This is a genomic window from Marinitoga arctica, assembly GCF_054657315.1.
Genome location: NZ_BAAHYY010000044.1, coordinates 1 through 15,286 on the forward strand (window position 1 = coordinate 1; position 15,286 = coordinate 15,286).

General features: G+C 25.9%; 15 protein-coding genes. 4 read left to right on the top strand and 11 right to left on the bottom strand.

What is annotated here, in order from left to right:
- Window positions 1-22 precede the first annotated feature (22 nt).
- Window positions 23-703 carry a Crp/Fnr family transcriptional regulator gene (locus tag ACYQ44_RS09745; protein WP_459996978.1) on the bottom strand — a complete coding sequence of 227 codons (681 nt, stop codon included), beginning with the start codon at window positions 701-703 and terminating at the stop codon, window positions 23-25.
- A 109-nt stretch (window positions 704-812) separates the two neighbouring features.
- On the opposite strand from ACYQ44_RS09745, the gene ACYQ44_RS09750 reads away from it, so the two are divergent.
- From ACYQ44_RS09750 to ACYQ44_RS09760, 3 genes are read left to right on the top strand one after another with little or no spacing between them, the layout of a single operon-like run.
- Complete coding sequence (locus ACYQ44_RS09750) at window positions 813-2,312, top strand: NAD(P)H-hydrate dehydratase (protein WP_459996980.1); 1,500 nt, start codon at window positions 813-815, stop codon at window positions 2,310-2,312.
- The gene (locus tag ACYQ44_RS09755; RefSeq protein ID WP_459996982.1) at window positions 2,305-3,396 is read left to right on the top strand and encodes an RNA polymerase factor sigma-54; all 1,092 of its coding nucleotides are present in this window, start codon (window positions 2,305-2,307) and stop codon (window positions 3,394-3,396) included. Before ACYQ44_RS09750 ends, ACYQ44_RS09755 begins: the two co-directional genes overlap by 8 nt.
- Window position 3,397: 1 nt before the next feature.
- The gene (locus tag ACYQ44_RS09760; protein WP_459996984.1) at window positions 3,398-4,030 is read left to right on the top strand and encodes a thiamine diphosphokinase; all 633 of its coding nucleotides are present in this window, start codon (window positions 3,398-3,400) and stop codon (window positions 4,028-4,030) included.
- Between the two features lie 15 nt (window positions 4,031-4,045).
- Here ACYQ44_RS09760 and ACYQ44_RS09765 read toward each other — a convergent pair whose 3' ends face one another.
- The 10 genes from ACYQ44_RS09765 to ACYQ44_RS09810 form a co-directional block, all read right to left on the bottom strand.
- Window positions 4,046-5,383, bottom strand: coding sequence for a glycoside hydrolase family 1 protein (locus ACYQ44_RS09765; RefSeq protein ID WP_459996986.1), 1,338 nt, complete (start codon window positions 5,381-5,383; stop codon window positions 4,046-4,048).
- 5 nt (window positions 5,384-5,388) lie between these two features.
- Entirely contained in the window at window positions 5,389-6,219 is an 831-nt protein-coding gene (locus ACYQ44_RS09770) for a carbohydrate ABC transporter permease (protein ID WP_459996988.1), read from the bottom strand.
- A 9-nt stretch (window positions 6,220-6,228) separates the two neighbouring features.
- Window positions 6,229-7,101: a carbohydrate ABC transporter permease gene (locus tag ACYQ44_RS09775; protein ID WP_459996990.1), complete on the bottom strand. Its 873-nt coding sequence runs from the start codon at window positions 7,099-7,101 to the stop codon at window positions 6,229-6,231.
- A 67-nt stretch (window positions 7,102-7,168) separates the two neighbouring features.
- On the bottom strand, window positions 7,169-8,455 hold the full coding sequence (locus tag ACYQ44_RS09780; RefSeq protein WP_459996992.1) for an ABC transporter substrate-binding protein: 1,287 nt from the start codon (window positions 8,453-8,455) through the stop codon (window positions 7,169-7,171).
- 320 nt (window positions 8,456-8,775) lie between these two features.
- Complete coding sequence (locus ACYQ44_RS09785; RefSeq protein WP_459996994.1) at window positions 8,776-10,020, bottom strand: DUF1015 domain-containing protein; 1,245 nt, start codon at window positions 10,018-10,020, stop codon at window positions 8,776-8,778.
- Between the two features lie 172 nt (window positions 10,021-10,192).
- Window positions 10,193-10,615, bottom strand: a complete 423-nt coding sequence (ybeY, locus tag ACYQ44_RS09790; protein WP_459996996.1) for an rRNA maturation RNase YbeY — start codon at window positions 10,613-10,615, stop codon at window positions 10,193-10,195.
- Entirely contained in the window at window positions 10,612-11,973 is a 1,362-nt protein-coding gene (locus ACYQ44_RS09795; RefSeq protein WP_459996998.1) for an HDIG domain-containing metalloprotein, read from the bottom strand. The genes ybeY and ACYQ44_RS09795 overlap by 4 nt, the downstream gene beginning before the upstream one ends.
- The gene (locus tag ACYQ44_RS09800) at window positions 11,960-12,934 is read right to left on the bottom strand and encodes a PhoH family protein (protein WP_459997005.1); all 975 of its coding nucleotides are present in this window, start codon (window positions 12,932-12,934) and stop codon (window positions 11,960-11,962) included. Before ACYQ44_RS09800 ends, ACYQ44_RS09795 begins: the two co-directional genes overlap by 14 nt.
- Before the next feature lie 11 nt (window positions 12,935-12,945).
- Complete coding sequence (locus tag ACYQ44_RS09805) at window positions 12,946-13,929, bottom strand: 2-hydroxyacid dehydrogenase (protein WP_459997000.1); 984 nt, start codon at window positions 13,927-13,929, stop codon at window positions 12,946-12,948.
- A 13-nt stretch (window positions 13,930-13,942) separates the two neighbouring features.
- The gene (locus ACYQ44_RS09810) at window positions 13,943-14,386 is read right to left on the bottom strand and encodes a hypothetical protein (protein ID WP_459997002.1); all 444 of its coding nucleotides are present in this window, start codon (window positions 14,384-14,386) and stop codon (window positions 13,943-13,945) included.
- Window positions 14,387-14,530: 144 nt separating this feature from the next.
- On the opposite strand from ACYQ44_RS09810, the gene ACYQ44_RS09815 reads away from it, so the two are divergent.
- A partial coding sequence (locus ACYQ44_RS09815; RefSeq protein ID WP_459997003.1) for a YdcF family protein occupies window positions 14,531-15,286 on the top strand: 756 nt, incomplete at its 3' end.

A 15,286-nucleotide genomic window follows, 5' to 3' on the forward strand; every position in this document is an offset into this window, starting at 1 on the left:
TATTAAATATAATTCTTTATTTTTAAATATTGTCAAAATTTTTTATTATATTTTTGTTTAATACATATATTTTATTTCCTTCTTTTTTTATTATTCCTTCTCCTTCTAATCGAGAAAATGCCCGCGAAAGAGCAGGTCTTGTGACCCCAAAAAAATGAGCAAGTTGTTCTATGGAATGATCTAAAATTATTTCATTTTTTTCATTATCTCTTATTTTTTCATTTAGATAAAATAATATTTTATCTTTTAAACTGTTTAAAGTTATAAACCATAATTTTTGAGAGATAAAATTAAATTTCGTTCCTAAATGCTCTATTAACTCAATTAAAAATTCCTTATTCTCCATAGCCAAATCATATATTACATCTTTAGCAATATATCCAATAAGACATTTCCTTTCTGAAATAATGTCTACAGGGAGAATTGAATTTTTTGAAAACGTTGCTCCTAAAGCTAATATATTTGGTGATGATATTTCTTCTATTTGAATAACCTTACCATCTATTTCTGTCATCTCAGTTTTGATAGTACCCTTTAATAACAACATTATTTCATCTATTTTTTCTCCTCGTGATTTTATAGTTATGTTTTTTTCATATTCTTTTATAATTAATATATTTTTATTCAATAATTCTTCTATTTCGCTCATTTTTAATTTTCTAAAAACTATCATTTTTGAAAAAATTGTCCCCAAAGGATGCATTATTTCACCTCCCATTTCATTATATCATAATAATGACAAATTTTGTCCAATTTTTATTTAAATAATAAATGTGATAAAATTATACTGACAATAAAAAAGGAGGTTTTTTATGCACATATTAACTGCCGAGGAAATGAAAAAAATTGATGAACAAACTTCTATTGAATATGGGATTAGTTCAGAAGTTTTAATGGAACAAGCTGCAATATCTTTATATATAGAACTTACCAAAATTTATAATAAAAATACACATTTTTTATTTGTTCTTGGGACAGGAAATAATGGTGGTGATGGTTTAGCTACCGCTAGATTGCTATATAACGAAGGTTATAATAATATAAAAATTGCCATTATTGGAGAAAATGAGAGTAAATTATTTAAAAAACAATTAAATACTATTAAAAAATATGGATTTAATAACTTTATAGATTATAATAACGATTTTAAAAATCATGTAAGAACTGCTGAATGTATTATAGATGGCTTAATTGGAATAGGTTTAAAAGGAAATTTAAAAGAAAAAACAAAAGAAGTTATTCATATTATAAATTCTGAAAAAAGAGGAACTGTTATTTCTATTGATATTCCTTCTGGAATAGATGCTAATACTGGAAAAATTACAGAAATCGCCATAAAAGCTGATAAAACTATATCATTTGGAAGTTATAAACTTGGCCATATTTTCTTTCCTGGTAGAGAATATTCTGGTGAAGTTGTTATTTCACCGCTTTCTTTTCCAAAAAAACTATTCAATATAACTAATAGAGAATTGGTAACAAAAGAAATGGTTAGAAAATTATTACCAAAAAGACCTAAATTCTCTCAAAAATATGATTTTGGTAATGTTGTGATATTTGCAGGTTCTTCAGAATTTCCTGGAGCCTCTATTTTATCAGCTATTGGTGCTCAAAAAGTTGGTGCTGGATTAGTAAGATTAATCACTCCTTCGTCACTTTCATCAACTGTTTTAGAACATGAACCAGGTATAATATATAAATCTCTTAACAAAGACAAATTTTCTTTAAAAGATGTGAATACAGTTTCTAATTTAACAAAAAAAGCATCTGTTATTGTTATAGGACCAGGATTAGGGCGATCTGATGAGACAATGCAGTTTGTAAGAAATATTGTTGAATATTCTAATTCCCCTATTGTAGTAGATGCAGATGCACTTTATGCTGTGGATGCCTTGAGATTAAGAGAAAATATAGTTCTAACTCCTCATGTAGGAGAAATGCAGAGGATTGTAAGAACTGACGAAATAGAAATAAGACAAAATTATGAGTATACAGAATATTTTGCTAAGAAAAAAAGAGCTACAATTGTTTTTAAAGATGCTACAACGATAATTACAAATGGAGATAGAACTTATTTTAACATCACAGGAAATTCTGCACTAGCTAAAGGTGGAAGTGGGGATCTATTAACTGGCATAATTGCCGGGTTAATTGCACAAGGCTTAAATGTTATGGATGCAAGTATTGTAGCTTCCTATTTGTCAGGTAGAACTGCTGAAATCATTAGTTCAGAAATGTCCGAATATTTTACAACACCTCTAGATATTGCTAAAAATATTTATAGGGCTATCTTGGAGGTTATGAATGATTAAAAGAAAACTACTTCAAAAATTGAAGCAAAAACAAAAATTAAATCAAAATCAAATACAGGCATTAGCAATTATCCAAATGCCTTTAAATAAATTAGATGACGAAATAAATGAGTTTATACTCGAAAATGTATTTTTAAAATTTGAAAATGAAAATCTTAGATTATATAGCTTAGATTATTTAGATCATATTTTGGAATCAATTTCTTATAATTTTAGCTTTTTAGATGAAATTAAACCAATATTTTTAGCTTTAGTTCCAGACAACCTTGAAAGTATAGCTGAAACATTATTTAATTACCTTGATAATAATGGTATATTAACTATTTCAAAAATTGATTTCATTAAAAAATACAACGTTTCAAAAAAAGATTATGAATTATTAATTGATATTTTAAAAAACTTGGGTCCAACTGGTTTCGCTGAAGAAACTCTGGAAAAAGCATTAAGATTGAGAGAAAAAATAGGGGAAAGAGGAACTCCTCTTTCAAGTTTAGAAACTAATGAAAATATATTATACATAAACGCTAAACCTGATATTGTTTTTTTTAAAAATAACAATAAAATTAAATGGGAGATTAATATCCCTAAAATACCAGAGATTGATGAAGTTTATTTAAATAATTTAAAAAATTCAAAAGAAAAAGATATCAAGAAATACATTGAAAAAGAGATGGAAAAATTATATATTTTAAGAAATGCTATAAATAAAAGAAAAGAATATTTAAATATTTTAGCAGAAATAATTTCCAAAGAAAATCAGGAATTTTTAGAATCAGGAATAAATCCTAAAAGATTGGGAATAAGGGAAATAGCTTCAAAATTAAATATTTCTCCTTCTACAGTTAGCAGAAGCATATCTTCTAAATATTTCATGAATTTAAAAAAAATTATTCTACCATTTTCTAGTATTTTTAATACAAAGGAATCTCAATCTAATGAAAAAGAAAAAATATTAAATTATATAAAAAAGCACATAAATATTTCTGATAACAAATTATCTAAAATGATTGAAGAAACTTTAAAAATAAAAATTTCCAGAAGAACTGTAAACAAATATAAAAATATTATAAAGAGAGGTTATTAATATGAATATTTTTATTGTTTCTGGAGGAGAGCCACAAAGTTCTTTAAATTTTTATAAATCTATAATAAATAACTGCGAGATTTTAATTGCAGTAGATAAAGGTATTGAATTATTTAAAAAATTAGACTTAGAACCTGATTATTTAATAGGCGATTTAGATTCTGCATCACAGGAGGCAATTGAATGGGCAGAATCTAATGATGTGGAAATTATAAAATATAGAACTGATAAAGACTTTACTGATATTGACCTTGCTATTGAATTTTCCATTGAAAGAAGTGCAAATAAAATTTTTATTTCTGGATTTTTGGGAAATAGATTAGATCACATTTTAGGTTCTTTATTGTTATTAAAAAAATATAATTCAAATATTATCTTTTTAGAGGAATTTTTAGAAATACAAAAGATTCCAAAAAATTTTGAAAAGAATGTAAAAATAGGGGAAATATGGTCAATTTTTTCGTTATCTGAAAAAACAGAAGGAATTTACCTTGAAGGCTTTAAATATCCGTTGAAAAATGGAACTCTATATTTTGATAATCCTATTGGAGTAAGTAATGAAACAATTAATAATTTTGTCGAAATTTCTTATTCTAAAGGTTGTTTGGTTTATTTTAGATGGAAAAATAATTAAACGATTTGAATTTCGTTAATTATTTTTCAGAAATTTACTATATAAATAATAACTTTTTTTAGGTATTCTTTTTAATTTATTTTTTCTATCAATATAAACTAAGCCAAATCTTAAGGTATAACCTTTTGTCCATTCAAAATTATCCATTAATGTCCAATAAAAATATCCTTTAATTTTTACCCCTTCTTCAATTAATTCTTTTATTTTTCTTAAATGTAATATAATATAATTAAAACGTTCAATATCATTTATTTTATTTTTTTTATTTAAAGTGTCATCAAGATCTATTCCGTTTTCTGTAATATATATTTTTTTCTTACCATATTTATAATATACTTTTTTAGATATTTCTTTTATACCATCAGGATATATTTCTGAATTCCTTTTTGAAAAATTACCTCTCTTTGGTTTTACTATCCTAAATTTTAAAAATGCATTTTTGTCATATTCTACAAATAATCTTGAATAGTAGTTTATCCCCCAAAAATCTATAGGTGATGATATCGTTTCCATATCATCATATTCAAAAATATATTCTTTTGATTTCAACAGATTATACATTTCCTCTGGATAACATGAAGAAAATATTGGTTTATAATACCAACCATTAAAAAATTGATATGCTAATTTAGCTGCATATAAATCTTTGTCTTCATATGATACAGGATATATCGGTATAGAAGAATTTGATATACCTATTTCACCATTTTTCACTATTTTTCTAAACGATTTAGCTACTTTACCATGAGCAACTAATAAATTGTGAGCAACTTTAAAAGCTTTTTTGTAATTATTTTTTTCTTTAGGAGGAAATGTGCCTTCTATATATCCTCTTTGAATTATTCTAAGTGGCTGGTTTAAGGTAATCCATTGTTTTACTTTATTTCCATATTCTTCAAATAAAAATGAAGAATAATCATTAAATATTTTTGGAAAATCTTTTGATTCCCATCCTCCATATTTTTCAAATAAATATAATGGTATATCATAATGAAATATAGTAATAAACGGTTTTACTTTATATTCCAAAAGTTTATCAATAATATAATGATAAAAATTTACTCCTTTTTTATTTATCTTTCCAAACCCATAAGGAAAAATTCTTGACCAAGATATAGAAAATCTATATGAATTTATATTTAAATCTTTTAACAATTTAAGATCCTCATCATATCTATTATAATAATCACATGCTATTTCACCAGAAGAACCATCATTTATGTTAAATTTATTCTTACAGAAAGATGACCATATGGATGGCCCTTTACCTTCCAAATAATCGCTTCCTTCTATTTGATATGCTGATGAGGCTACGCCAAATAAAAAATTCTTTGAAAAATCACTTCTTTTCACTTCTATTATCCTTTCAATCCTGTAGATGTTATACCTTCAATAAATTGCTTTTGCATTAATAAATACACAACAAGAATAGGAATAACTGATACAACAGCACCAGCAAGCAAATAATTCCATTGAGCTGAGTATTCTCCCTGAAAATTTATTAAAGCAAGTGGAAGGGTAAATTTTTCTACACTATTAATATAAATTAAGGGTCTTAATAGATCATTCCAATTTATTAAAAAGGAAATAATAAATAATGCTGAAAGAGGAGTTCTTGATAATGGAACAAAAATTCTCCAATATACCTGAAATGGGCTAGCGCCATCTATTACAGCAGCCTCTTCTAATTCCATAGGAATATTTTCATAAAAACTTCTCATTAAAAATATACCAGTCGTACCAATTAAAAACGAAGGAACTATTAAAGGCATATATGAGTTTATCCATCCAAAATATTTCATCAGTAAAAACTCTGGAATTATAACAACCTCTACAGGAACCATTATAGTTGCTAATATTAATCCAAATAATATTTCTTTTCCTTTAAAATGCATCCTTGCAAAAGCAAATCCTGTTATTGAACATGTAAACAGTTGTCCAAATGCTGCAGTAGTAGCAACAAAAAGACTATTTAAAGTATATCTCATAAAATTGAATTTAGTAAAAATTTCTTTATAATTATCAAATGTAGGATGTGAAGGAAAAAATTCAGGAGGATATTTATAAACAGCTTGCAAAGGTTGCAATGAGGTTATAAACATCCAATAAAACGGAAATATCATAATAATTGATATTAATATTAGAAGAAAATATAAAGATATTTTAGATAAATTTGTGTTTTTTTCCATTATTTCACCTCAATATCTATATTTTACCCATTTTGATCTATATTTGAAATTTAAATAAGTAATCGTTGCTACTATTGCTAGAAGTACCATCGCTATACTAGATGCTGTTCCCATTTGGAATAATTCAAAAGCATTTTGATATACATAATAAGATAATGTTGTAGAAGAAACTCCTGGTCCTCCTTTTGTCATTGTATATACTATTTCAAAACTCTTAAAAGAATCTATTGTTGACATAATTAAAACGAAAAACATCGTTGGTGTAATCAATGGAAGTGTTATATACTTAAATTCTGCAAATTTTGTTGCTCCATCTACTCTTGCTGCTTCTATTAAGCTTTTTGGAATATCCTGCAATCCTGCAAGATAAATTATCATATAATATCCTACTCTTTTCCAAGCATAAACAAATGCCACAACATATAATGAATATGTGCCATCAGAAAGCCATGACGGTGGATTAGATATTCCTAATGTACGTAATATAAAATTTATAAAGCCCGTATCTGTGCTAAAAATCCATTGCCACACTATACCTATTGCAACAGTGGATGTAATAACCGGTGCAAAATACATAATTCGAAATATTGTTGTTCCTTTTAATCCTTTATTTAATAATACAGCTAATAATAAAGAAAAAATAACAATTGATGGAACAAAAGTAGCACTAAAAATTATAGTATTTTTAAAAATTTGCCAAAAAGTAGGTGAAGTAAATAGATCTATATAATTTTCTAACCCTACCCATTCCGGCGACCCAAATGGACTCCAATCTGTAAATCCCATTATCAAAGCTAATCCTATTGGACCTAACCTAAAAACAAATAATCCAACTAAAGCTAAAAATATAAAAAGGTATGGAACATACCATTTATATCTCATTATATTCCTCCTTACTTTTAAAAATGCGGTTCCTTTGAAAGAATTTTAAGGAACCGCCAATTATATATTACTTGTATGCTTTTTTAAGCATGCGGTTTATTTCTCTATCTGCTTTTTCATAAAATGTTTCCAAATCAATTTTTTCATTTAGTAAATCATCTATTAATGCGCTTAATCCAGAACCCTCTGCACTTGCATAGCCTCTCCAGAATTTCCAATATTTTGTATAAAAATGTTTAGCATTTTCTCCATAATTTAGGATTAAAGGTTTATGTACAGGTAATTTACCAGCTGATGCAAATTCATTCCATTCATATGAATTTGCCTCAACTTTATAAAAAGGAACTTTCCCAGGATAATATTCATCTGCTTTTCTTTCATTAATTAAAAATTTTATAAATTCCCATGCTTCTTGTGGATGTTTCGAGTTTGCAGAAATTGCTAAACCATCTGCCCATGCATGCATTACATTTTCTTTCCAATGAGGTCCTCTTGGGAAATAATTAATATCCCAATTGAAATTAGCCGGCATATCTTCTCTCATATATTTAATATTCCATGAACCTTCACTAATCATGGCTGCTTTACCTTGTGAGAATATTAATTTTATTTTTTTCTTATCTAAATCATAGTCTTGAGGATGTGGAGATACTTTATGAACATGTACTAAATCATATAAAAATCTTATTGTTTCTTTTGCATTGTCATTTGGATCCCATCTCATGTTTTCTCTATCAAGATAATCTCCATCATTCTGCAAAATCCAACCATCAAATACAGCATATCTACTAAAGAAAGCATACCCCCAAATATCTATTTTACCATCTCCATCTTCATCTATTGTTAGTTTTTTTGCTGCTTCTAAGAATTCATTCCATGTCCAATCGGGTCTTGGATAAGGAACTCCATACTTATCAAATAAATCTTTGTTATAATACATAACACTTCCTACCCATGCAAATGGAACTCCATAATATTTGCCATCAAGATTAAAACTTGATTCCATAACGCTCCAAAAATATTTATCTTTACTAAAATCTCTGTTTACAAAACTTGTTAAATCCATTAAAGCACCTTGATTTGCAAGATCTTCGACACTATTTGGATGCATAGCCATAACATCCGGCATTGCCTTAGCTGCAGCCATAGCAGCTAATTTTGTCCAATAACTCCCTGGATCTAAAGCGGTTAATTTTACTTTTATGTTTGGATGTAATTTTTCAAATTTATTAATCAATTCTTGTTCCTTTTCTCTAAAATTAGGATCCCAAAACCAATACTCTAATGTAACAGCACTAAACACGTAAGAAATCAAAAATGTCATTAATAAAAATACTAATAATCCTTTTTTCATAATATCCCCCCTAGTATAATAATAAAATCCTACACATGAATCTTATCTAATATATGAATTATATATCTTTTAACATTATAAAAAAATAATCGTAATTTTTAATAACAACTAATTAATTATAATTAGTTGTTATTATTTCTAGATAACAACATTTTTTGTATTTTTTATTTTGTGACAATTTTGTTATAATTTAATCCGCATTAAAATTCTGTTCTCGCTAAATTTTTTTAGAAAACAGAACTTAAATTAATAATATCTTATTATATTGATTGAAAACACTAGCACCCGGAATTATTCCGGGTGCTAGTGTTTTCTTGATATTATATTTCATGAATTAATAAACCTGATCTTAATTTAGGTTCAAACCAAGTTGATTTTGGAGGCATCGTTTTATTTGCATCAGCTACATTCATTAATTCTTCAATAGATGTTGGATACATAGAAAATGCTACTTTCCAATCTTTTCCGTCAATCCAATCTTCTAATGCTTTAACGCCTCTAATTCCACCTAAAAAATGAATCCTTGGATCTTTCCTTGGATTTTCAATTCCCAATATAGGATCTAATAAATAATTTTGTAATATATATACATCTAATTGTTTTACTGGATCATTTTCATCTATTATATCTTTTTTTGCTTTTAAAGAATACCATTTTTTATTTATGTACATTCCAAATTCATGCCTTGATTTTGGGCTATAAGGTGAATTTGAAGATTCTGAAACATCAAAATATTTAGAAACTTTTTTCATAAATTCTTCATCGGATAAACCATTTAAATCTTTTACCACTCTATTATAATCTAATATTTTTAATTCATCATGTGGAAATACAACAGCCATAAAATAATTATATTCTTCATTTCCTGTGTATAATGGATTTTTAGATTTTAATATTTCCTTGGTTCTTGAAGCTGCAGCAGCCCTATGATGTCCATCTGCAATATATAATGCATCTACTTTTTCAAATGCCTTTTCTAGTGAATTAATTAAATTTTTATCAGTTAATACCCATAATTCATGATAAACTTCTTTTTCATCTGTAAAATCATATATTTTCTCAGATATTTCTATACCCTGTTTAATTAATTTTTTTATTTCTTCTTTTGATTTAAAGGTTAAAAATACTGGCCCCGTTTGGGCTTCTAAAATCATTATATGTTTTGTTCTATCATCTTCTTTATCCTGTCTTGTTAATTCATGTTTTTTAATTAAACCCTTTTGATATTCATCTACTGAAAATGTGGCGAATATTCCTGTTTGAGAATGACCTTTCCATGTTTCTCTATAAATATATAATGCAGGTTCTTTTTCTTCTATTAATATTCCTTCTTTTTTGAAATTTTCTAAATTTTCTTTAGCTTTTTTATATACAATTTCACTGTGAGGATCTACATTTTCTTCAAAATCTACCTCGGCTCTTGTAACTCTTAGAAAACTTTTTGGATGTTTATTTACTATTTCTTTTACTTCTTCATCTTCCAAAACATCGTACGGCGGACATGAGAATTCTTCAACTAATTCGTTTTTTGGTCTTAACCCTTTAAAAGGTCTTATTACGGACACTTTAATACCTCCTTTTTCTTTTTATACTAAATTATTATATCAATTAGACAAGAAATCCTCAAACAGTTTCACTCTGAAATTAAGGTATTAATAGTTAAATATAAGTAATTAAGTTAGAAAATCAAAATGTCCTTCATTATATATGAAATTTTTTTCATATATCTCTTTTTGATTAGATTTTATAAAACTCGTTAAAATATTTATCTTGCAATGAAAACATAATTTTTTTATCTTTATCTTCTATATGATCATACCCACATATATGTAATATACCATGTATAAGAATATAAAAAAATTCATCTTCAAAAGAATTTCCAAAATCGGGTGCCTGTTCTTCAATTTTTTCAACAGAAATTATAATATCTCCAATTATTTCCTCATCTAATCCGTATTCAAAAGATAATACATCAGTTGGTTCTTCTTTTTTTCTAAAATCTTTATTATATTTCTGTATAGTAGAATTATCTGTTATTAATATGTTTATATCATAATTCCCGTCACCAACTTCTTTTAATAATATATTTCTTGTTATATTTTTAATTTTTTCTATTTCTATTTTTTTTATACTTTGTTCATTAAATATATTTATATTCAATCTTTATTCACCTCTTTTAATAATTCTGTTGGTATTTCAGGATATTCTATTCTAGTATGGTTCATATTTAAAATAGTTTCTATCATAGAATTTTTCACTTTTTTTATTTCGTGTAAAGTTAAGCCACAATCATCTAATTGTCCTTCAAAAAATAAATCATGAACCAATGTATCAAATTTATCCTCTAAATCTTTTTTTGTAATTTTATTCATACTTCTAGTTATTGCTTCTATATTATCTGCTATCATTAATATTGCAGCTTCTTTGAATTGGGGTATAGGTCCAGGATATTTAAAAACATCTGAAGGTAAATTTTCTTTTAATTCAATGTTTTTATGGAAAAAAAATCTTTTTATTCTCGTTCCATGATGCTGAATAATTAAATCTTCTATTAATATAGGTAATTTATATTTTTTTGCTAATTCTTGTCCTTTTGTAACGTGTAAGTTAAGAATTAATGCGCTTAATTTCGGATTTATTTTGTCATGAGGATTTATACCTTTTTGATTTTCGGTGAAAAACAATGGTCTTAAAGACTTCCCTATATCATGAAAATATGCTCCAACTCTTAATAATATTGGATTTACATTAATAGTTTCTGAAGCGCTTTCAACCAAATTAGCTATAATTAAACTATGATAATATGTTCCTGAAGCGTTTAATGATAATTTTCTCAATAATGGATGATTTAAATTTCCCAACTCTAAAAGTCCAATATCTGAATATATTCTAGTTATGTATTCAAGATAAGGTAATAATCCGAGAACAAATAACATTTGAAGAAAATTCGAAGTAAATACCTGAGGTATCAAAGTAAAATCCATACCATTATATAATGTATATAAAAGAATTTGAGCAATTGTAGAACTTAAAAACGGAATAACAATTCTCACTCTAGAATATATTCTTTGACTTAAATAAGAACTTATTAATCCTACAATAAATAATAATATAAATGTTTTGAGAGGACTTCCAAATAAAAAAGAGAAATAAAAGGAAAATACTAAAGAAGATATAAAACCTAGATAGAAATCCATCATAAGTGTAACAGTTATAGCTACAAATAATGGTGTAACAACAAAACCTGAAAAATATTTTAATGTAAAAATATTCAAAATAATGCCTAAATCAAGTATTAAAAGGAATGAAAACCAGTAATTTAAAGGGTGTAAATTAAATTTTCTATGTTTTAATATTAAATATTTAGAAACAAAGAACCAAAAAGGTAAAAAGATAATCGTGAAATTATATAAAAAACTCCACGTAATGTCATGCCATAATAAAATTTCTGAAACTATAAATAAAAAGAAAAAATTTAAGAAAAATATTATATTTTCAAATATTTTATCCTTTTCCATTATTCTCACCTTTATATTTTTCAAATTTGTCATAAGCTTTTATTATTTCTTTCACTAATGGATTTCTTACAACATCGTTTTCATTTAATTCAATAAAAGATATTCCTTTTATATTTTTTAGGATTTTTTGTACAATTAATAATCCGGAGTCTTTTTTGTTTTCTAAATCAATCTGAGTAATATCACCTGTAATTACTGCTCTTGAATTAAATCCTATCCTAGTTAAAAACATTTTCATCTGATAATAAGTACTATTTTGTGCCTCATCTAAAATAATAAATGCATTGTTTAATGTTCTTCCTCTCATATATGCCAACGGTACTACTTCTATAATCCCTTTTTCTTTATATTCTAAAACCTTATCTGCTTTTATAAAATCCATTAATGAATCATATAAAGGTCTTAAATATGGATCTACTTTATCATATAGTGTGCCAGGTAAAAAACCTAATTTTTCTCCAGCTTCAACAGCGGGTCTTGTTAATATAATTCTTTGTACTCTCCCTGTTTTTAAAAATTCAACAGCCATTGCTACTGCTAAATATGTTTTTCCAGTTCCTGCAGGACCTATGCAAAAAACAATATCATTCTCTTTCATTGTTTTTATATAATTAAATTGCCCATGCGTTTTCGCCTGAACTCTTACTCCGCTCACAGTTGTATTAATTACTTGATTATAATTTATTTTCATTTTCTCTCTTTCTCCATCATATAAAGAAACAATATACTGAAATTCAGTCCAATCAAGTAAATGTCCATTTGAAGTAATATCTATGATTTCTTTTAAAATATTTTTTACTATTTTAAGATTTTTTTCACCACTAATAATAATATTATTATCGGAATAGGATATTTGAACATGAAATTTATTCTTTAAATATTTGACTCTATTATTATAAGTACCAAATATCTCAATTAATTCCACTTCTTCAGGAACACTTAAAATTTCTTTAATATGTATCACCTCTAATTTTAATATTTTTTATCATAATCAACAATTGATAATGGAACTCCTTCTTTTAAATATTTTTTTATACTTTCAATTGTATAATCTATTCCTGCCGTTGTAGCGTGATATGAATAACCTCCTACATGTGGTGAAAGCACTACATTATCAAATTCCCAAATAGGGTAATTAGAAGGCATAATATTCTTATTTTCAGCAGTTGGATAATTAAACCATACATCTAACGCAACACCTTTTAAAATTCCATTTTTTAAAGATTTGTATAATCCTTCTTCACTTATAAGTTTTCCTCTTCCTACATTTATTAAATATTTATCTTTCATTTTTAATAAACGTTCCTCACTTATTATTTCATAAGTTTTTTCTGTCAATGGCAGTGTTAAAAATATAATTTCACTGTCTCTTAATATTTCATCTACATCATAATATACTTTATCCACATTTTTAGGTAAAAATTCTATTTTATTATGTTTTAGAATATAATTTGTTGTATTAAAAGATTTTAAATAAGTTGCAATGCTTTTCCCAATTGCTCCAAAACCTAAAATACCTACTTTTTTATTTTGAATTGATGTCCATGAATCAAAAATAGATTCACCAACAGCAAATCCATGCCATATCCCCTTTTTTAAGTCATTATGAAATGTAACTATTTTACCTAACAATGCTAATGCTAAAGAAATTGCTCTTTCAGCAACGTATTTACCATTCCCATGAGCATTTGAAACTATTATTTTTCTTTTTTTTAATTTTTCATGAGGAAGCTGTTCTACTCCAGCAAATGGCACGAAAATAATCTTTAGGTTTTTTGCTAATTCTAATTCTTTTTCTTTAATAAAACCTCCTATAATACCATCAACATCTTTTAATTTCTCTTCTATTTTATTATCTGTTGGAAAAATAACTTCTATATCTTTAAATTCCTTCTTTAATTCTTCTAATTTTTTTTCCCAATATGAATTTAATTTATGCATAAATAAAAACTTCAAACTTAATCACTCCTTAAAAGTTTTTTATTTTTTTACCTAACAAATTTTCTATATCTTTTCTAAAAATTCTTATTGTTACATAGGCCATGCCTTGCGTCATATCAAATCCTTCATCTATTTGTTGGGCACCTCGAATTGTACCCCATAATGTAGATTCTATATTTTTATTTTGTAAAACAAAATCTTTTACTGTTGTATTTGAATCTAAATATATACCATAAATATATTCAATAGCATTTGAATAAGCATCTTGTTTTGCAGCTTCTAATGCTGCTAATTTTGCTTGTGCTTCTTGAGGAAAAGATTTATAATCTATAATTCCAAATCCTTTAAAATCATGATATGCTGCACCTTTTTGATTATATGGTTGCGAAAATATAGAAAAACCATTTGCTCCACATGAAGAAAAAATAATTAAGATGACTATAACTAATAAAAAAATAAATTTTTTTTTCATCTTCATCCCTCCATTAATTAAATTTTTCAATACAATTATACCACATTTTTTTTCTTGAATATTAATAAGCATCTATAGTATATTTGAATTTCAGAGATAATAATGATATAATAAATTGATTTAAGATGAAAGGAGGATATATTTGTGCTATGGATTAGAAAAATTATCCAATCTTTTATTGAAATTCCAGGCTTATTTATTTCTTTAATTTTATTATTTAATATAAAAAAATTTTCTAAGAAAATGATTTTCATTTCAATCCTAATAATTTATATTTTCTCTATTCAAATAACATCGAGAATACTAGTTTATCCTTTAGAAGATTCATTTGAACCTATTAATTTTAATGATATTGATAAAACTACTCCTTCTATTATCGTTATTTTAGGCGGAGGCGCAATATCAAACACTCCTAATTCACCTAATTTAGGAGAACTATCAGATCAAAGTTTAAAAAGAATATACAAAGGATATGAATTATATAAAAAAACTAATTTTCCAATTGTAATTTCTGGTGGAAATCCACCAAATACAAATTACATTCCAGAAGCGCTTATAATGAGATATTACTTAGTTAAATTTGGAGTAAATCCATCAAATCTATTTATTGAACCCGACGCTAAGACTACACAAGAAAATGCTATTTATGTTAAAAATTTAATTGAAAGTATGAAAATAAATAAGATATACCTTATAACTTCTGCAATTCACATGCCTAGATCATATAAAATATTCAGCGAATATTTTAATAATAATATAAAAATAATTCCTGTACCTTCAAATTATTTAATAACAAGAGATAAAATAAGTTGGATTGATTTTAAACCTGATATTGATTCTTTAAAGGCTAATGCCTATGCAATACACGAATATTTAGGAATGCTATATTTTTTAATATTT

Coding starts and splice junctions, on each gene's coding strand:
- ACYQ44_RS09770 (WP_459996988.1), bottom strand. CDS start 6,219: ATGGAAAAAAACACAAATTTATCTAAAATATCTTTATATTTTCTTCTA.
- ACYQ44_RS09775 (WP_459996990.1), bottom strand. CDS start 7,101: ATGAGATATAAATGGTATGTTCCATACCTTTTTATATTTTTAGCTTTA.
- ACYQ44_RS09755 (WP_459996982.1), top strand. CDS start 2,305: ATGATTAAAAGAAAACTACTTCAAAAATTGAAGCAAAAACAAAAATTA.
- ACYQ44_RS09795 (WP_459996998.1), bottom strand. CDS start 11,973: ATGGAAAAGGATAAAATATTTGAAAATATAATATTTTTCTTAAATTTT.
- ACYQ44_RS09745 (WP_459996978.1), bottom strand. CDS start 703: ATGCATCCTTTGGGGACAATTTTTTCAAAAATGATAGTTTTTAGAAAA.
- ACYQ44_RS09750 (WP_459996980.1), top strand. CDS start 813: ATGCACATATTAACTGCCGAGGAAATGAAAAAAATTGATGAACAAACT.
- ACYQ44_RS09810 (WP_459997002.1), bottom strand. CDS start 14,386: ATGAAAAAAAAATTTATTTTTTTATTAGTTATAGTCATCTTAATTATT.
- ACYQ44_RS09760 (WP_459996984.1), top strand. CDS start 3,398: ATGAATATTTTTATTGTTTCTGGAGGAGAGCCACAAAGTTCTTTAAAT.
- ACYQ44_RS09780 (WP_459996992.1), bottom strand. CDS start 8,455: ATGAAAAAAGGATTATTAGTATTTTTATTAATGACATTTTTGATTTCT.